The following is a 17,372-nucleotide window of genomic DNA, read 5'->3' on the forward strand; positions in this document are numbered from 1 at the left end:
ACCGAAATGCGCGCCCCGCACGGCGGGCGCGATGGGAAGCAGCGGAGATCAGCTCGTGACGACCTGGGCGGTGCCGATCGCGGCATCCGGACCCATCTCGTCGGCGATGCGGCGCGCCTCTTCGATGAGGGTCTGCACGATGTCGGCCTCGGGAACGGTCTTGACGACCTGGCCCTTGACGAAGATCTGCCCCTTGCCGTTGCCGGATGCGACGCCGAGGTCGGCCTCTCGCGCCTCGCCCGGACCGTTCACGACGCAGCCCATGACGGCGACGCGCAGGGGCACCGTGACGTCCTTGAGCCCCTCGGTCACGCTGTCGGCCAGCGAGTAGACGTCGACCTGTGCGCGACCGCAGGAGGGGCACGAGACGATCTCGAGCTTGCGCTCGCGCAGATTGAGCGACTGCAGGATCTGGTGACCGACCTTGACCTCTTCGGCGGGCGGGGCCGAGAGCGAGACGCGGATCGTGTCGCCGATGCCCTCGGAGAGCAGGATGCCGAAAGCGGTCGCCGACTTGATCGTGCCCTGGAACGCGGGGCCCGCTTCGGTCACGCCGAGGTGCAGGGGCCAGTCGCCCATCTCGGCCAGCAGGCGGTACGCCTTGACCATGACGATCGGGTCGTTGTGCTTGACCGAGATCTTGAAGTCGTGGAAGTCGTGCTCTTCGAAGAGGGAGGCCTCCCACCGCGCGCTCTCGGCGAGCGCTTCGGGAGTCGCCTTGCCGTACTTCTCCAGCAGACGCGGGTCGAGCGATCCCGCGTTGACGCCGATGCGCAGCGATACGCCCGCGGCTTTTGCGGCAGCCGCGATGGCGCCGACCTGATCGTCGAACTTGCGGATGTTTCCGGGGTTCACTCGGACGGCGGCACAGCCGGCGTCGATCGCCTGGAAGACGTACTTCGGCTGGAAGTGGATGTCGGCGATCACCGGGATCTGCGACTTCTTCGCGATGATGTGGAGCACATCGGCGTCGTCCTGCGAGGGCACGGCGACGCGCACGATCTCGCAGCCCGATGCCGTCAGCTCCGCGATCTGCTGCAGCGTCGCGTTGATGTTCGTCGTCGGCGTCGTGCACATCGACTGGACGCTGATGGGCGCGTCTCCGCCGACGAGGACCTTGCCGACCTTGATCTGGCGCGACTTGCGACGGGGAGAGAGAACGTCGGGCACGCGGGGCATCCCGAGATTGACTGCTGGCACGTCACCAGCCTACGCCGCAGGACCTGGGCGAGGGCTCGACGGCGCGGTCTCCTCGAGCGCGCGGATGAGTGTCTGCGCATCGAACGGGCCGGTGTGGCGCACACCGTTGACGAAGAACGTCGGCACTCCCGTGATGTCCATGGCCTCGGCGTCCAGCACATCGTCGCGCACGCGGTTGGTGACGACCGGGCTGGTGAGGTCGGCCTCGAATCTGTCCACGTCGAGACCGAGATCCCGCGCACGCCGGACGATGTCGGACGGCAGCTGGTGCTCCTGGTCGGCGAACAGGCTCTTGGCGTACTCCGAGAACTTCCCCTGCATCCCCGCGGCCTCGGCGGCCTCGGCGCCGGCGAGGGCGTTGGGATGCACGCGCTCGAGCGGTGCATGCCGCCACACGTAGAGCAGCCGGTCGCCCAGCTGCGTGCGCACCTCTTCGATCGAGCCGGAGGCCTTGAGGCAGAAGGGGCACTGGTAGTCGCCGTACTCGACGATCTGGAGCGGAGCGTTCAGGTCGCCGTAGAAGTGATCGCGCTTGGGGTCGACCGGCCGCGCGAGCGTGCGGCCGCCGTCGTCGTCGGGGCGGCGGGCGTCCGAGATGCGGAAGAGGATGGCGCCGAGTGCGAAGGCGATGACGGATGCCGCGAGCACCCCGACCCGCGCCTCGTTCGCTGCGGCGTCGTCGTCGATCGCGAGATCGATGATGAACAGGGAGATCGTGAACCCGATCCCGCAGAGTGCGGCACCGCCGGCGATGCGGTCGAGCGTGAGCCCCGTGCCGAACTCGCCCAGCTTGAACACCTTCATGATGAACGCCGAGCCGAAGACGCCCACGAACTTGCCGACGACGAGCCCGACCACGATCGCCCACGTGAGCGGCGAGACGAGCGCCCCCGCCAGGATCTCGGGAGAGAGCTGCACGCCGGCGTTGGCGAGGGCGAACAGCGGAAGGATGACGTAGGCGACGTACGGGGCGTAGGCCGAGGTCAGACGCTCGTTGATCGAGATCGATTCGCGCAGGCTGTTGGCAGCGAGCCGCGCGTATTCGCTGTTGGGCGATTGGCGGAACGTGCGCGCGAGCTCGAGAGCCTGCTCGACGTCGCGGCGGTTGGGGCGGTAGACGGGCACGAGCAGGGCGATCGCGACACCCGCAAGAGTCGGGTGGACTCCCGACGCCAGGAACGCGAGCCACACGATGATCGCGAGCGTCGCATACATCAGCCCGCGTCCCTTGCGCATGTACCGCGTGAAGTAGATGCCCGCGAGGCCGATCGCGGCGACGATCAGCGGCATCGGATCGAAGTTCGCGGTGTAGAACAGCGCGATGATGCTGAGCGCCCCGATGTCGTCGACGACGGCGAGCGCGAGCAGGAAGACCCGGAGCCGCCCCGAGACCCGCGGCCCGACGAGCGCGAGCGCCCCGACGAGGAACGCCGTGTCGGTCGAGATGACCACCCCCCACGCGTGCTCCTGCCCCGACCCGTTCGCGATGAGCAGGAACAGCGCGGCCGGCACGACGAGTCCCGCGATCGCGGCGAAGACCGGCACGGCGGCGCGGGACCAGCTCGTCAGCTCGCCGATGGCGAACTCGCGGCGCACCTCGAGCCCGACGGTGAAGAAGAAGATCGCCATGAGGGCGTCGTTGACGAGCGCGTGCAGTGTGAAGTCGAGCTGGATGTCGCCGACGCCGACCGTCAGGTGGGTGTCCCAGAAGTCGTGATACGACGGGTACGAGACGTTGGCCCAGACGATCGCGACGAGCGTCGCGATGACGAGCAGCAGGGCGCCGATGCGGGCCTCGCCGAGCGCGCGGACCTTGTCGGCGATCGACGGATGCCGGCGCTCCGGCTCGGACGCGGTGGAGCTCGCGACGATGGGCAGTTGAGTCATCCTCATCCTCGGGTCGGGGAACTCGTGTGCGTCTCACCGTAGCGCCGCCGCCGCGGGCGCGGGCCGGGCCCTGTGATAGTTTCGGCGCATGCTCTCGAACAGCTCCTGGTGGCCCGCCTCCTAGGCGGTGTGTTCGAGCGACCACAGACCGCCCCCGGGCGGTCTCTTTCGTGGAGTGACCCGCCCGCACGACGAAAGACCGACGATGAACAACGTCTCGATCATCGGACTGGCTGCGCGCGGCATCCCGTTCGCCCTCATCGCGCGCGACGGCGAGACCGTCGAGGTGCTCACGGGCGACGTCGTCGACGTCGATCTGCTCGCCGACATCCCCCTGCTCTCGGCCGACGGGGCGCCGCGGGAGGTGCTCGCGCTCGTGCCCTTCCGCCAGGTGCGCGAGCGCGGCTTCGCTTCGCACGATGACGGCGCTCCCCTGCGCTGCCTCGTCGTCGACGATCACGTCGCGATCCCCCGCGCGGAGGCGATCGCGCAGCTGCCCGCCGCGGCGGTCCCGCTCGAGAACGCGGGCTTCGACATCGCCGACGACGACTACGCCGACATCGTGCGTCGGGTCATCGCCGATGAGATCGGTCGCGGCGAGGGCGCCAACTTCGTCATCCGCCGCGATTTCACGGCCGAGGTGGCGATGGATGCCGCCACCGCCGCACTGACGTGGTTCCGCGCGCTCCTCGAGCACGAACGCGGCGCCTACTGGACGTTCGCGGTCGTGACACCCGGCCACGTCGCCGTCGGCGCGAGTCCCGAGGCGCACGTGAGCGCGCGGGCCGGCATCGTGACGATGAATCCCATCTCGGGCACCTTCCGCCACCCTGCCGGTGGCGCGACGGCCGAGACGCTCACGGAGTTCCTGCGCTCGACGAAGGAGACCGAAGAGCTCTTCATGGTCGTCGACGAAGAGCTCAAGATGATGAGCGCCGTGTGCTCCGACGGCGGTCGCATCACCGGCCCGCACCTCAAGGAGATGTCGCGCCTCACGCACACGGAGTACGTGCTGCGCGGGCGCAGTCGGCTCGACCCGCGCGACATCCTGCGCGAGACGATGTTCGCACCGACCGTCACCGGCTCGCCCATGCAGAACGCGTGCACGGTCATCACCCGGCACGAGACGACGCCACGCGGTTACTACTCGGGCGTCGCCGCGCTGTTCACGCCGCGCGCGTCGGCCGAGTCCGGGGAGCCGTCGCACGATCTCGATGCGCCGATCCTCATCCGCACGGCCTATCTGCAGGACGGACGCCTCCGCGTGCCCGTCGGCGCGACGCTCGTGCGGCACTCCGACCCGTACGGCGAAGTGAGCGAGACGCACGGCAAGGCGGCGGGCGTGCTCGGGGCGATCGGCGCGATCCCCCGCGACACGGCGGTGGCGGCATCCATCGACGAGGACGAGCCCGCTGTCGAGCGCCGCGCCCTCGCCGACGATCCCGAGATCGCCGCGCTGCTCGCATCACGCAACGCGCGGCTCGCGGCCTTCTGGCTCGATCCGCAGGCGGCCGGCGCGGGGCCGTTCGCGGGTCGATCGGCGGTCGTCGTCGACGCCGAGGACCGCTTCACGACGATGCTCGCTCACCAGCTGCGCCACCTCGGACTCGACGTCGAGATCGTGCCCTGGGACGCCGTGACCGATCGGCAGATCGAAGACGCCGAGCTGGTCGTCTCCGGCCCCGGACCGGGCGACCCGCGGGACCCCGGCAGCGCGCGGATGCGCCGGATGCGGGATGTCGTCGCTCGACGCCGCGCGTCGGGGCGGCCGCTCCTGGCCGTGTGCCTCAGCCACCAGATCCTCGCCGATTCGCTCGGGATCGAGCTCGCACCGCTCGGGACGCCGCATCAGGGGCTGCAGAAGACCGTCGACGTGTTCGGCGAACCGGCATCCATCGGTTTCTACAACACCTTCACCGCGCGGGTGCACGCCGGCACCTCGCGGATCGGAGAGGCGGATGTGGCAGCCGACGCGTCGGGCGACGTCTACGCGCTGCGCGGGCCGGGCTTCGCGTCGGTGCAGGGGCACCTGGAGTCGATCCTGTCGCGCGACGGCATGACGACGCTCGAGCGGCTCGTGACCCACGCTCTCGCCGACTCCCCCGCGGTCGAGTAGCCGGAGGCCCCTGCTCAGCGCTCCCCTGCGACGCGGGAACGCAGGAGGCGCCGCTCGGCCTCGTTGGCGGTGAGCTCGAGGGCAGCGAGGTCCTCCGTCATCGCCTCGTCCGCACGGCCCGCTTCTCGCAGCGCCGCGGCGCGCACCGCGTGCCAGAGATGGAAGCCCGCGAGCGCTGCCGCGAGGTCGTCCAGTTCGGCGAGCGCGGCATCCGGCCCCGCCACCCGCAGGAGGGCGACCGCGCGATTGAGCCGCACGATCGGCGAGCGATCGTAGGCGAGCAGCATGTCGTACAGCGTCAGCACCTGCAGCCAGTCGGTCTCGGCCGAGGTCGCGGCGTCGGCGTGACACGCGGCGATGGCCGCCTGCAGCTGCCAGCGTCCGGGGCGGCGCAGCATCGCCGCAGTCATCAGCGCCGCACGTGCATCGCCGAGCTGCCGCGGCTCCCACTTCGAGCGGTCCTGGTCCGCGAGCAGCACGAGGTCGCCGTCGACGGCGCGCGCCCCCTCGCGAGCGCGGTGGAACAGCAGCAGGGCGACCAGCCCGTGGGCCTCCGCCTCCTTCGGAAGCGCGTCGGCGACGACCTTCGCAAGCCACAGGGCGTCCTCCGCCAGATCGCGGTCGGCCGCGGCATCCGCCCCCGCCAGCAGGTGAGCCTCGCTGTACATCGTCGAGATCACCGTCAGCACGATGTCGAGTCGCTCGCTCCGCTCGGCGCCCTCGGGCACGCGGATCGGGATGCCGGCAGCGCCGATCTTGCGCTTCGCGCGCGAGATGCGCTGCCCGATGGTGGTCGACGCTGAGAGGGTCGCACGGGCGATCTGGTCGGTCGTCAGGCCGCAGACGGCCCGCAGGGTGAGCGCGAGCTGCGCGTCGGCCGACAGGGCGGGGTGGCAGCAGCCGAACAGCAGCGGCAGCCGCTCGTCCGTCTGGGCCTCGGCGTCCGTGTCGATGAGAGCCTCGGGCTCGGCCAGGAGCGGCATCCGATCGCGGAAGCGCTGCTCGCGGCGCAGCCGATCGAGTGCGTTGTGCCGTGCCGCCTGCGTGAGCCATGCGCCTGGATTCGGCGGGATGCCGCGCACGCGCCATTCGCGCAGGGCCTCGACGATCGCCTCCGCGACCGATTCCTCGGCGAGGTCGAGGCTGCGCAGCGACGCCGTCAGCGCCGCGACGATGCGCCCGGACTCCTCGCGCACGACATGCGCGAGGATGGCATCCGAGACCAGGTCCCCGCCGGCGCGGGAACCGGATGCCGCGGCGCCGCCTGCGGGGCCGGCAGCCGCGGCATCCGGATCCATCACTCGAACTGGCTGTAGTCGGTCACCATCGGCCGCACTTCGACCGAGGTGCCGGGCAGGTCGAGCATGGGCCAGGTGCGCGCGAGCGCGAGCGCGGCGTCGAGGTCGTCGACCTCGATGATCGAGAAGCCGCCCACCGCCTCGCGCGCTTCGGTGAAGGGACCATCGACGACGACCGGCCCGTCCGCGCCGTGGCGCACGGTGGTCGCCGTCGTGACCGGCTGGAGCTCCGCGCCCGAGTCGGCGAACTTCGGTCCGTGCTCCTCGAACCACTGGTAGACGCGGCCATAGACCTCTTGCGCGCGCTCCGGCGGCACAGCCGCGTCGAGTTCGGGAGTCGAAGTGAACATGATGACGTACTTCACGGTCGTGGTCCTTTCGTCAGGGGAACCGTTTCATTCCTTCAGCGAACGGGCAACCCCGATTTCGACATCGCCGCTCAGAAAAGCGACACCGGGTTGAAGAGGTCGGCGAGGATCAGGATGCCGCCCATCACGACGAGGGCGATGACGACGATGAAGGTGACGGGCACCAGCCGCGTCGCATCGACGGGCTTGGGCGGCGGTCGACGGAAGATCTTCGCCCACGTCCGCTTGATGCCGTCCCACAGGGCGACCACGATGTGGCCCCCGTCGAGCGGCAGGAGCGGGATGAGGTTGAAGACGAAGAGGGCGATGTTGAGGGATGCCAGGAGCCCGAGGAATCCCGCCACACGGTTGAGGATCGGAGCATCCGCCGCGGCGACGTCGCCGGCGAGCCGCCCGGCGCCGACGGGGCTCAGGGGTCCGTTCGGATCCCGCGGCTGGCCGGTGAAGAGGTCCACCGCCGTGTCGTACACCCGCACGGGGAGCTGCCAGATGACGGCGGCGACGGCGCCCACGTTGTCGACGGCCGCCTGCGGCCCCGACCAGATCGGCTGCCTCACGTACTCGACGGTCGGACCGACACCGGCGAAGCCGACCTCGACGTACTGCGTGTCGCCGTTCGCGTCGACGACCGGATATCCCCGGTCATCGGTCTCCGGGCGCGTCGCGGACGCGGGAGTGAGGCGGACGGTCTGCTCCTGATCGTCGCGCGCGATGACGATCGCGAGCTCCTTGCCGGCGGACTCGCGGATGATCGCGGAGACGTCGGTGAAGTCCGACACCGGAGCGCCGTCGATCGAGACGATGACGTCTCCCGGCTGGATGCCCGCCTCTGCGGCCGGCGCGACGGGATCGGATGCCGCGCAGTCGGTGCGGTCGGCGTCGGCCGGGATGACGCACTCGCTCACACTCGCGACGGTCGTCGTCGCCGTCTGCACGCCGATGCCGCTCAGCAGGATCGCGAACAGCACGATCGCGAAGAGGAAGTTCATGACGGGGCCGCCGAGCATGATGATGACGCGCTTCCACACCGGGAGCCGGTAGAACACGTGCGTATCGTGGTCGGTCAGCATCGTCTCGTCGTTGGCCTCGCGCGCATCCTGGACCATGGTCGCGAAGAAGCCGCCGCCGGCCACGCCCTCGCGCGGAGAGGGCGGATACATGCCCGCCATCGAGATGTAGCCGCCGATCGGCAGCGCCTTGATGCCGTACTGCGTGCCATTGATCTTGCGCGACCACAGCGTCGGCCCGAAGCCGATCATGTACTGTCCGACGCGCACGCCGAACTTCTTGGCCGGCACGAGGTGCCCGATCTCGTGAAGCGCGATCGACACGGCCAGCCCGACGACGAACAGCGCGACGCCGATGATGAACGCGATGATCTCCACACGCACACCGTACCCGCGCGGAGCTACGAGTTCGCCCAGAGCATCTAGCCTGGGAGGGATGACCTCGAGACAGCTGCGCGCGCTGCGCGGAACGGCGGCGGCCGCCGTGGCGGTATGGACCGCATCCGTCTCGCACACCTTCGGCGGCGGCGATGCCCCGAGCCCGTGGATCGTCGTCGTCGTGACGGTGCTCGCGGCGCCGTTCGCCGTGCTGCTCGCCGGCCGTTCGCTCTCGCTCCTGCGGATCTCGATCACCGTGGTGCTCGCGCAGCTGCTGCTGCACGTCACGTTCGCTCTGACTGCGGGGCTGGATCCCGCAGCCGGGGGCCACGTCCACGGCGCAGCGCACGCGCTCGGCGGAACGCTCGACCTCGTGCCCGACCCGGTCATGACGGGCGCTCACGTCATCGCGGCGATCGTCACGATCCTCGTGATCGCGCGCGGAGAGTGGATGCTGCGTGCCATCGCCGCAGGGCTCGTCCGGCTCCTGCGGCCCCTCGTCGTCATCCTCGCCCGCACCGCGCACGCCGTCCCCGCGGCACCGGTCGAGGAGCCCGCGCGAGCCCGCACGAGCATCCGTCCGTCGGATGTCTCCCGGCGGGGTCCTCCCGTCGTCGTCGCGGCGGCCTGAGCCGCACCACTCCTGACCGACCCGCGCTGCGGGCGGTTCCGACGCGCGCGCCTGCGCGCGATCGAACGACGACTCGAAGGACCCATCATGAAGAAGAAGCTCATCATCACCGGCGCCGTCGCGGGCGCACTGCTCGCCGTCGCCGCGCCGCTCGCGGCATCCGCCCACGTCCACGTCGACCCCGGCGAGGTGTCGGCCGGCGCGACCGAGACGCTCACGTTCGCGTTCTCGCACGGGTGCGAGGATTCGCCGACCACGGCCCTCACCGTCGGCATTCCGGAGGGCGTGGGCAACGCGACCCCCGTCGTGCAGGGCGGCTGGACCATCACCCGCGAGCTGGGCGCCGACGGCGTGCCGACGAGCGTCACGTACACCGCCGACGCACCCATCGAGTCCGGGCTCAAGGCGACCGTGTCGATGGACGTCCTGATCGACACGTCGGCTGCCGACACGACGCTCGCGTTCCCGGTCGTGCAGGAGTGCGTCACGGGCGCGACCGAGTGGACCGAGGTCGCCGGCGACGGTGTCGACCCCGAGACGCTCGAGGCGCCCGCACCGGTCGTGGAGGTCGGTGCCGCGGTCGCCGAGGGCGGAGAACACGGGCACGGTGACGGTGCCGCGATGGTCGAAGAGGACGGACACGAGGATGCCGCAGCATCCACCGCCGCCGATGCCGACCCCGTCGCACGCTGGATCGCCGGGGGCGCGCTCGTCGCCGCGATCGCCGCGCTCATCGTGAGCCTGCTGCGCCGCCGCGCCTGACCGCGGCCGTACCGCCGGTCGCCGAGCACGCGGTTCGCACCCGCATGCTCGGCGACCGGTGCGCGCGGTGCCGGCACCGGCCGTGTGAGATGCCGGCGGAATGAGAGGATGGTCTGGCCATGAGCAGCGATACAGCCCCCTCGAACATCCCGCCCGTGCTGAGGCCCGATTCCCCGCCGGTCCACGACCTCGGCGACCTGGCCTCCCGCTTCGCGCGCGAGGTGCGCGGCGATGTCGGCGGCGTACAGCTCACGGGCATCACGCTGGCCACGGCCGACCTGCGGCCGGGCGACGTCTTCGTCGCCGTGCAGGGTGTCAACCGGCACGGCGCCGACTTCGCCGCCGCTGCCGCCGCGAAGGGCGCGGTCGCGATCGTGACCGATGCCGCGGGGGTGGATGCCGCGGCATCCACTGCGCTCCCCATCCTGGTCGTCGACGATCCGCGCGCCCTCCTCGGCGACCTCTCGGCGTGGGTCTACAGCACGGGAGACGACGACGATCTGCCGCTCCTGTTCGGCACGACGGGCACCAACGGCAAGACGAGCGTCTCGCATCTGCTCGAGGGCATCCTGGGTCAGCTCGGCGTCGTGACCGGCCTCTCTTCCACGGCCGAGCGCCACATCGCGGGCGAGGTCGTCGTCTCGCGGCTCACGACCCCCGAGGCGTACGAGATGCACGCCCTGCTCGCCCTCATGCGCGAACGCGGGGTCGAGGCCGTCGCGGTCGAGGTGAGCGCGCAGGCGCTGAGCCGCCGCCGCGTCGACGGGATCGTCTTCGACGTCGCCGGCTTCACCAACCTCACCCACGACCACCTCGACGACTACGCCGACATGCGCGAGTACTTCGAGGCGAAGATCCCGCTCTTCCGACCCGATCGCTCGCGGCGAGCCGTCATCGCGCTCGACCACCCGTCCGGCGCCGAAGTGCTCGCGCGCTGCGAGGTCCCCGCCGTCACGGTCGGCACGCCCGAGATCGCGACGGATCCGGATGCCGCGGCCGCCGCCGACTGGGTCGTCACGATCGTCGACGAACGCCAGGACGGCACCGAGTTCCACCTCGCAGGCCCCGACGGACGCTCCCTCACGGGCGTGGTCCCCGTGATCGGCCGGCACATGGCCGCCAATGCGGGTCTCGCGATCGTCATGATCCTCGAAGCGGGCTACGCGTGGGAGCGCATCGCCCAGGCCCTCGACGGCGCACGCATCGACGCGTATCTGCCCGGCCGCACCGAGCGTGTCTCGGGCGACCGCGGGCCCGCCGTCTACGTCGACTTCGGCCACTCACCCGACGCGTTCGAGAAGACGCTCGCGGCCGTGCGACGCGTGACTCCGGGCAAGGTCGTGATGCTCTTCGGCGCCGACGGCGACCGCGACGCGACGAAGCGCCACGACATGGGCCGCACGGGCGTCCAGGGCAGCGACATCCTCGTCATCACCGACCACCATCCGCGCAACGAGAACCCCGACTCGATCCGCGCGACCCTCATCGAGGGCGCACGGCGCGCGCAGCCCGACGCCGAGATCCACGAGTTCTCGCCTCCCGAGCGCGCGATCATCGAGGCCGTCGCGCTCGTCGGCGAGGGCGACGCCATCCTCTGGGCCGGCCCCGGCCATCAGGACTACCGGGATATCCGCGGGGTGCGGACGCCCTACTCCGCGCGCGAGCTCTCACGGCGCGCTCTGCGGGCGGCGGGCTGGCCCGTGCCCGATCCGCACTGGCCCGTTCCGTACCCGGACGACGAGACGCCCGCGTCGGATCCCCTGCGCCCCGCCTACCCCTGAACCTCGCACGTCAGGGTTCGGGGCGGACGTCGTCCGTCGGGGCGCGCTTTCCCTGCCCCGACGGATGGAATCCGCCCCGAACCCGGTCTCCGAGCGAGCGACGGGCGGAGAGTCGGGTTCAGGATGCGGCGATCGCGCGGTCCGCGGCATCCCGCGCCCAGCGCTCCGCCTCGGCGAGCGACGCGCGCGTGAGGGCGGCCGGGGGCTCGTGGGCGTCCACGACGCGTTCGATCGTCTCCACGATGCCGAGGAACCCCAGCCTGCCGTCGTGGAACGCGTCGACAGCCTGCTCGTTCGCGGCGTTGTAGACGGCGGGATACGTGCTCCCCGCTCGTCCGACCTGCTTCGCGAGCGCGACGGCGGGGAACGCCTGCTCGTCGAGCGGCTGGAAGGTCCAGGATGCCGCGCTCGACCAGTCCAGCGGCGCCCCGACCCCGGCGACGCGGTGGGGCCAGTCCAGCCCCAGCGAGATCGGCAGGCGCATGTCGGGCGGTGACGCCTGGAGGATCGTCGAGCCGTCGACGAACTCGACCATCGAGTGCACGATCGACTGCGGATGCACGACGACGTCGATGTCGTCGAAGGTCACGTCGAAGAGCAGGTGCGCCTCGATCACTTCGAGACCCTTGTTGACGAGCGTCGCGGAGTTCGTCGTGACGACCCGACCCATGTCCCAGGTCGGGTGCGCGAGCGCTTCTGCCGGCGTGACGTGCTGGAGCGACGCACGCGAGCGTCCGCGGAACGGCCCGCCCGACGCGGTCAGCACGAGCCGTCCGACCTCGCCGTGCGAGCCCGACCGAAGGGCCTGAGCGATGGCCGAGTGCTCCGAGTCCACCGGCACGATCTGCCCCGGTGCGGCGAGCGCCGTCACGAGCGCTCCCCCGACGATGAGGGACTCCTTGTTCGCGAGGGCGAGCGTACGCCCTGTCTCGAGCGCCGCGAGTGTCGGTCCGAGCCCGACGGATCCCGTGATGCCGTTGAGCACGACATCCGCATCGACGTCGCGGACGAGCTGCTCCGCCTCGACGGCGCCGAGAGCCGTGTGCTCTACGCCGAACTCGGCGGCCTGGGCATCCATCCCCGCACGATCCGAACCCGCGGCGAGGCCCACGACCTCGAACCTCTCGGGATTGGCGCGGACGACGTCGAGCGCCTGCGTGCCGATCGAACCGGTGGAGCCGAGGATCAGGATGCGACGCACCCGGTCAGCCTACCGAAGCGATCGCGCGTCAGCCGGCGGTGGTCGCCGCGTGCTGGACCGCGAGGATGTCCACGACGAAGACGAGCGTCTCCTTCTGCAGCTCGTGGCCCTCCTGTGCGCCGTATCCGAACTCCGGCGGGATGACGACGAGAACCTGCGAGCCGACCTTCTGCCCCTCGAGCGCCTGACGGAAGCCGTCGACGACGCCGGACGTCGCGAACTGCGAGGGGGCGCCGCGGTCCCAGCTGCCGTCGAACGTGGTTCCATCGGACCACTTCACGCCCTCGTACTGCACGACGACGTTGTCGCCTGGCGCGACGGTGTCGCCGTCGCCCTGCTTGAGGATCGCGATCTCGACCTCGGTCGGCGGGTCCTCCGCGGGGATCGTGACCGTCGGCTTGCCGTCGTCGGCGAGCGCGACCTCGGGCATGCCGGCAACGGCCGGCTGGGGTTCGCCCGTCGCGACGGTCGGAAGCTCCTCGATGCCCTTGGCCACCACGACCACCGACGAGGCGCCCTCGCCGAGCATGGAACCGGGAATCGCCAGCGCGACCTGCGAGCCGAGCGGCTGGCACTCGAGCGCGGCGACGAAGATCGAGGCCGTCTGCGAATCGAGCAGCAGCGGCAGCGTCTCGCCGTTGCCGGCGGTGCTGGTCGCCGAATCCTCGACGCGCTCCCCCGTGGACATGTCGACGATCTGGTACTCGACCGACAGCAGATCACCCGCAGCGACGTCGTCGCCGTCCCCCGCTGACAGCACGGTGCGCTCGAGGTCTGCGAGCTCGACGTCGGACGACACCGTCACGGTGCCCCCTGCGGTGTCCCCGTCGACCTTCACGGAGTCGGACACCTCGCCCGGCGCGACGTTGTAGAGGCACTCGGCGGCGCCGGTCGGCGTCCCGCTGGGGGTTGCCGAAGGATCGGCCGACGCGCAACCGGCGAGAAGAAGGGCCGACGCGGCGGCGAGGGCGAGAGCGACGAGCGGACGAGTGCGCACAGTGAACCTCTGCGTAGATGACGGGAAGGTCCCATCCTCCCCCATGAATCCTCTGTCCCCGCTGGGAACGTGCCATGCCGATATCGGAATGAGATCGGGAGTACTGTCGTCGGGTGACTTCCGCGCCCGAGTCCGCCCCCTCGTCCGAGCCCGAGGTGAGCGACGACGCCCCCGAACGCTCGCGCAGGATGGGTCTCACCTACTTCTTCGGGCGAGGCATCCTCACTCCCCTCGCCCGGCTCGTGTACCGCCCTCGCATCGAGGGCAAGGCGAACGTGCCGCGCACCGGGCCGGTCATCTTCGCCAGCAATCACCTGTCGTTCATCGACTCGATCGCCATCCCCGTCACCGCGCCGCGACCCGTGCACTTCCTCGCGAAGTCGACGTACTTCGACGGCAGCGGCCTGAGCGGATGGGTCTCGAGGTCGTTCTTCACGTCCATCGGGGCAATCCCCGTGCGACGCGGCGCGGGCCAGGCGGCGCTCGACGCCCTCGACCAGCAGAAGCGGCTTCTCGACGAGGGGCGGGCCGTGGCGCTGTACCCCGAGGGCACGCGCTCGACGGACGGCCGGCTCTACAAGGGCCGGACGGGCGTGGCCTTCCTCGCCCTCGAGACCGGGGCACCCGTCGTGCCCGTCGGGCTCATCGGCACCGACGACGTCATGCCCGTCGGAGCGTCGATGCCGTCGATCCGTCACCGCATCACGGTGAAGTTCGGCGAGCCGCTCGACCTCTCGCACCACGGCGCGGCAGCATCCGGCAAAGCCCGCCGCCTCGCGACGGATGAGATCATGGCCGCGATCCACGCCCTCTCCGGCCAAGAGCTCGCCGGCACCTACAACGAGGTCCCCGCGCAGGGCGCGATCGAGCGCATCAAGCAGGTGCTCCCGCACGAGCGCGTCTGACGCGCTCGCCTCAGGCGATCGAGATCGTCGGCTCGTGACGCACGGGGAAGTTCACCGAGTTCGCGATGAAGCACCACGCGTGGGCCTGCGCGTGCGCGGCGGTCGCGGCATCCACCATCGACTCCTCGGCGACGACGACGTGCGGGCGCAGGACCACCTCGTGGAACGCGCCGCCGCCCTTGCCGTCTTCGCGCATGATTCCGGATGCCTCGTCCGTGTAGCCCACGACGACCACTCCTGCCTGCACACACGCGTGCAGGTAGGACAGCAGGTGGCACTCGCTGAGCGCGGCGAGGAGGAGATCCTCGGGGTTCCAGCGCGTCGGGTCGCCGCGGAACGGCTTGTCGGATGACGCGAGCAGAGCGGGCTTGCCCGCGATCTCGATCGTGACCGCGCGGTCGTAGTCGCGGTAGCCGGACGTGCCGGTGCCGCGGTCTCCCGTCCACTCGCTCCGGACGGAGTATCGATGCTCACCGAACATGCGCAACAGTCTGTCATGAAGGCCGTGCCGCCCCGGCGGTAGGCTGAGGTCGTGCCGCAGACCTTCGCCACGACGGGTGCCGTCGAGCTCGCCGTCGTCGAACGCAGCGGTTTCGTGGAGTCGCGGCACGCGGGCATCGCGATCGTCCTCGCCCCCGACGGCTCGGTGGCGGCGCAGCTCGGCGACCCGTCCTCGCTGATCCTCCCGCGCTCGAGCCTCAAGCCGCTCCAGGCGCTCGCGTGCGTGACGGCCGGAGCCGCGCTCGAGCGAGAGCAGCTCGCGCTCTCGACCGCCAGCCACTCGGGCACCGATCGGCACGCATCGGTCGTGCGCGACATCCTCCACGGCGCAGGTCTCGCCGAAGACGCCCTGGGCTGTCCGCCCGCGTGGCCGGGCGACCAGGCGACGCGCGACGAGCTCGTCCGCGAGCTGGGCTCTCCAGAGCGCGTGCGCATGAACTGCTCGGGCAAGCACGCGGCGATGCTCGCGGCGACGGTCGCGAACGGATGGGACACAGCGACCTACCTCGACCTGAATCATCCCCTTCAGATGCACATCCGCGAGGTGATCGAGCGGCTCACCGGCGAGAAGATCGCCGCGACGGCGATCGACGGCTGCGGCGCGCCGGTCTACGCGATGACGCTCTTCGGTCTCGCGCGCGCGATCCAGCGGATCGGCTCGTCGTCGACGTCGTCCCCGTTCGCGCTCCACCGCACGGCGGGGCAGCTCGTGCAGGCCGTGCGCGCGAGCCCCTGGACGATCGACGGTCCGGGCCGCCCCGACACGATCGTGATCGAGCGCCTCGGCGTCTTCGCGAAGGGCGGCGCCGAGGGCGTCATGATCATGGTCGCTCCCGACGGCACGACCGTCGCGCTCAAGATGCTCGACGGATCGGGCCGCGCCGCGACCGCGGTCGCGCTGCGACTGCTCGAGCGGGCCGGCACCCTCGCCTCCCCCGATGTCGCGGATGCGATGTCGCGACTTCCGCTGTCGGTGCTCGGCGGCGGTGAACCCGTCGGGACGATCCGTCCCGCGTTCTGAAGGCGCTCCCACGAGGAGCCGACACGCTCCAAAGGCGGAGCGGAAAGGATGACACGATGAGGATCAGCGTCCCCACCGAGGTCAAGAACAACGAGTACCGCGTGGCGCTCACTCCCGCGGGCGTGCACGACCTCGTCGCCGTCGGCCATGACGTCTTCGTGCAGCGCGGCGCCGGTGTCGGCTCGTCGATGCCGGATGCCGAGTACGAGGCGGCGGGCGCGACGATGCTCGACGATGCGGCCGAGGTCTGGGCTCGCGCCGAGCTTCTGCTCAAGGTCAAGGAGCCGATCGCGAGCGAGTACGGCTACTTCCGCGACGACCTCGTGCTGTTCACCTATCTCCATCTCGCCGCCGATCGTCCGCTCACCGATCGCCTCGTCGCCGACAGCGTGACGGCGATCGCCTACGAGACGGTGCAGCTCGCAGGCGGCGGGCTCCCCCTCCTCGCCCCCATGAGCGAGGTCGCCGGGCGGCTGGCGCCGACCGTGGGGGCCGCGACCCTCATGCGCTCCGCGGGTGGGCTCGGACTGCTCATGTCCGGCGTCCCCGGGACGCGCCCCGCGCGCGTGACCGTGATCGGCGGCGGTGTCGCCGGCGCGAACGCAGCCGTCATCGCCGTCGGGCTCGGCGCCGACGTCACCGTCTTCGACACGAACGTGCAGCGCCTGCGCTACCTCGACGACCACTTCCAAGGACGAGTCAAGACCGCGGCATCCAACCCCCTCGATCTCGACCGCGCCGTCGTCGAGTCCGACCTGGTGATCGGCTCCGTGCTGATCCCCGGCGCGAAGGCGCCGAAGCTCGTCACCAACGACATGGTGGCGCGCATGCGGCCCGGCTCCGTGCTCGTCGACATCGCCGTGGACCAGGGTGGATGCTTCGAAGACACCCATCCGACGACCCACGCCGATCCGACCTTCCCGGTGCACGGCAGCATCTTCTACTGCGTCGCGAACATGCCCGGAGCGGTGCCGAACACCTCGACGTCCGCGCTCACGAACGCGACGCTGCCCTACATCCGCCAGATCGCCCGGCACGGATGGCAGGCGGCGCTGCGCGCCGACGACGCTCTCGCTGCGGGTCTCAACACGCATGGCGGCGCGGTGGTCAACGCGGGCGTCACCACGGCACACGGTCTCGAGCTCGGCTCGCTCGACTCAGCGCTGGCGTGACGGCCTGAGCCGGTCGTCCCGGATCGGGCGGATTCGTCGGCGCCGAGTGTGACGCCGTGCATCCGGCAGCGCTAGATGTTCTTCCCCGACACGTTGTGATCACGTGAGGTGAGCGAAGACCTCCGGGACGATGTGGGTACCACCCTC

Annotated in this window: 15 protein-coding genes; 7 read left to right on the plus strand and 8 right to left on the minus strand. The window is 70.8% G+C overall.

From position 1 onward, the window contains the following. Positions 1-48: 48 nt before the first annotated feature. Both ispG and nhaA read right to left on the minus strand, forming a co-directional pair. The gene (gene ispG, locus ACTIFV_RS18510) at positions 49-1,200 is read right to left on the minus strand and encodes a flavodoxin-dependent (E)-4-hydroxy-3-methylbut-2-enyl-diphosphate synthase (protein WP_439594280.1); all 1,152 of its coding nucleotides are present in this window, start codon (positions 1,198-1,200) and stop codon (positions 49-51) included. A gap of 9 nt (positions 1,201-1,209) precedes the next feature. Then, positions 1,210-3,087, minus strand: a complete 1,878-nt coding sequence (nhaA, locus tag ACTIFV_RS18515) for a Na+/H+ antiporter NhaA (protein ID WP_439594281.1) — start codon at positions 3,085-3,087, stop codon at positions 1,210-1,212. A gap of 205 nt (positions 3,088-3,292) precedes the next feature. Here nhaA and ACTIFV_RS18520 point away from each other — a divergent pair, with 205 nt between their 5' ends. Then, the gene (locus ACTIFV_RS18520; protein ID WP_439594282.1) at positions 3,293-5,203 is read left to right on the plus strand and encodes an anthranilate synthase family protein; all 1,911 of its coding nucleotides are present in this window, start codon (positions 3,293-3,295) and stop codon (positions 5,201-5,203) included. Positions 5,204-5,217: 14 nt separating this feature from the next. On the opposite strand, the gene ACTIFV_RS18525 is transcribed toward ACTIFV_RS18520, so the two are convergent. From ACTIFV_RS18525 to ACTIFV_RS18535, 3 genes are all read right to left on the minus strand, one after another. Beyond that, on the minus strand, positions 5,218-6,501 hold the full coding sequence (locus ACTIFV_RS18525; RefSeq protein WP_439594294.1) for an RNA polymerase sigma factor: 1,284 nt from the start codon (positions 6,499-6,501) through the stop codon (positions 5,218-5,220). Beyond that, positions 6,501-6,866 carry a YciI family protein gene (locus tag ACTIFV_RS18530; RefSeq protein ID WP_439594283.1) on the minus strand — a complete coding sequence of 122 codons (366 nt, stop codon included), beginning with the start codon at positions 6,864-6,866 and terminating at the stop codon, positions 6,501-6,503. The genes ACTIFV_RS18525 and ACTIFV_RS18530 overlap by 1 nt, the downstream gene beginning before the upstream one ends. Positions 6,867-6,940: 74 nt before the next feature. After that, positions 6,941-8,254, minus strand: a complete 1,314-nt coding sequence (locus ACTIFV_RS18535; RefSeq protein ID WP_439594284.1) for a M50 family metallopeptidase — start codon at positions 8,252-8,254, stop codon at positions 6,941-6,943. Between the two features lie 58 nt (positions 8,255-8,312). Here ACTIFV_RS18535 and ACTIFV_RS18540 point away from each other — a divergent pair, with 58 nt between their 5' ends. The 3 genes from ACTIFV_RS18540 (at position 8,313) to ACTIFV_RS18550 (ending at position 11,428) form a co-directional block, all read left to right on the plus strand. Continuing rightward, positions 8,313-8,885 carry a hypothetical protein gene (locus tag ACTIFV_RS18540; protein ID WP_439594285.1) on the plus strand — a complete coding sequence of 191 codons (573 nt, stop codon included), beginning with the start codon at positions 8,313-8,315 and terminating at the stop codon, positions 8,883-8,885. 87 nt (positions 8,886-8,972) lie between these two features. After that, positions 8,973-9,647 (plus strand): DUF1775 domain-containing protein, encoded by a 675-nt coding sequence (locus ACTIFV_RS18545; protein WP_439594286.1) that lies wholly within the window; start codon positions 8,973-8,975, stop codon positions 9,645-9,647. A gap of 119 nt (positions 9,648-9,766) precedes the next feature. Next, positions 9,767-11,428 (plus strand): Mur ligase family protein, encoded by a 1,662-nt coding sequence (locus ACTIFV_RS18550; protein ID WP_439594287.1) that lies wholly within the window; start codon positions 9,767-9,769, stop codon positions 11,426-11,428. A gap of 118 nt (positions 11,429-11,546) precedes the next feature. Here ACTIFV_RS18550 and ACTIFV_RS18555 read toward each other — a convergent pair whose 3' ends face one another. Beyond that, positions 11,547-12,629, minus strand: a complete 1,083-nt coding sequence (locus ACTIFV_RS18555; protein WP_439594288.1) for a 1-deoxy-D-xylulose-5-phosphate reductoisomerase — start codon at positions 12,627-12,629, stop codon at positions 11,547-11,549. 28 nt (positions 12,630-12,657) lie between these two features. Beyond that, a complete protein-coding gene (locus tag ACTIFV_RS18560; RefSeq protein ID WP_439594289.1) occupies positions 12,658-13,626 on the minus strand; it encodes an FKBP-type peptidyl-prolyl cis-trans isomerase in 969 nt (322 codons plus the stop codon). A 188-nt stretch (positions 13,627-13,814) separates the two neighbouring features. Between ACTIFV_RS18560 and ACTIFV_RS18565 the strand changes: the two genes are divergently transcribed. Then, positions 13,815-14,531, plus strand: coding sequence for a lysophospholipid acyltransferase family protein (locus ACTIFV_RS18565; RefSeq protein ID WP_439594295.1), 717 nt, complete (start codon positions 13,815-13,817; stop codon positions 14,529-14,531). A 10-nt stretch (positions 14,532-14,541) separates the two neighbouring features. Here the strand turns inward: ACTIFV_RS18565 and ACTIFV_RS18570 are convergent, their stop codons facing one another. After that, positions 14,542-15,012, minus strand: a complete 471-nt coding sequence (locus tag ACTIFV_RS18570; RefSeq protein WP_439594290.1) for an OsmC family protein — start codon at positions 15,010-15,012, stop codon at positions 14,542-14,544. Positions 15,013-15,063: 51 nt separating this feature from the next. On the opposite strand from ACTIFV_RS18570, the gene ACTIFV_RS18575 reads away from it, so the two are divergent. Both ACTIFV_RS18575 and ald read left to right on the plus strand, forming a co-directional pair. Beyond that, entirely contained in the window at positions 15,064-16,053 is a 990-nt protein-coding gene (locus tag ACTIFV_RS18575; RefSeq protein WP_439594291.1) for an asparaginase, read from the plus strand. Positions 16,054-16,109: 56 nt separating this feature from the next. Continuing rightward, positions 16,110-17,225 (plus strand): alanine dehydrogenase, encoded by a 1,116-nt coding sequence (gene ald / locus ACTIFV_RS18580; protein WP_439594292.1) that lies wholly within the window; start codon positions 16,110-16,112, stop codon positions 17,223-17,225. Positions 17,226-17,372 lie beyond the last annotated feature (147 nt).

This window comes from Microbacterium sp., assembly GCF_051860965.1.
Classification (GTDB): domain Bacteria; phylum Actinomycetota; class Actinomycetes; order Actinomycetales; family Microbacteriaceae; genus Microbacterium.

Excerpts from the sequence above, each read along its gene's own strand:
- ald (WP_439594292.1), top strand. The coding sequence starts at position 16,110 with ATGAGGATCAGCGTCCCCACCGAGGTCAAGAACAACGAGTACCGCGTG.
- ACTIFV_RS18545 (WP_439594286.1), top strand. The coding sequence starts at position 8,973 with ATGAAGAAGAAGCTCATCATCACCGGCGCCGTCGCGGGCGCACTGCTC.
- ACTIFV_RS18565 (WP_439594295.1), top strand. The coding sequence starts at position 13,815 with ATGGGTCTCACCTACTTCTTCGGGCGAGGCATCCTCACTCCCCTCGCC.
- nhaA (WP_439594281.1), bottom strand. The coding sequence starts at position 3,087 with ATGACTCAACTGCCCATCGTCGCGAGCTCCACCGCGTCCGAGCCGGAG.
- ACTIFV_RS18540 (WP_439594285.1), top strand. The coding sequence starts at position 8,313 with ATGACCTCGAGACAGCTGCGCGCGCTGCGCGGAACGGCGGCGGCCGCC.
- ACTIFV_RS18525 (WP_439594294.1), bottom strand. The coding sequence starts at position 6,501 with ATGGATCCGGATGCCGCGGCTGCCGGCCCCGCAGGCGGCGCCGCGGCA.
- ACTIFV_RS18550 (WP_439594287.1), top strand. The coding sequence starts at position 9,767 with ATGAGCAGCGATACAGCCCCCTCGAACATCCCGCCCGTGCTGAGGCCC.
- ACTIFV_RS18570 (WP_439594290.1), bottom strand. The coding sequence starts at position 15,012 with ATGTTCGGTGAGCATCGATACTCCGTCCGGAGCGAGTGGACGGGAGAC.
- ACTIFV_RS18520 (WP_439594282.1), top strand. The coding sequence starts at position 3,293 with ATGAACAACGTCTCGATCATCGGACTGGCTGCGCGCGGCATCCCGTTC.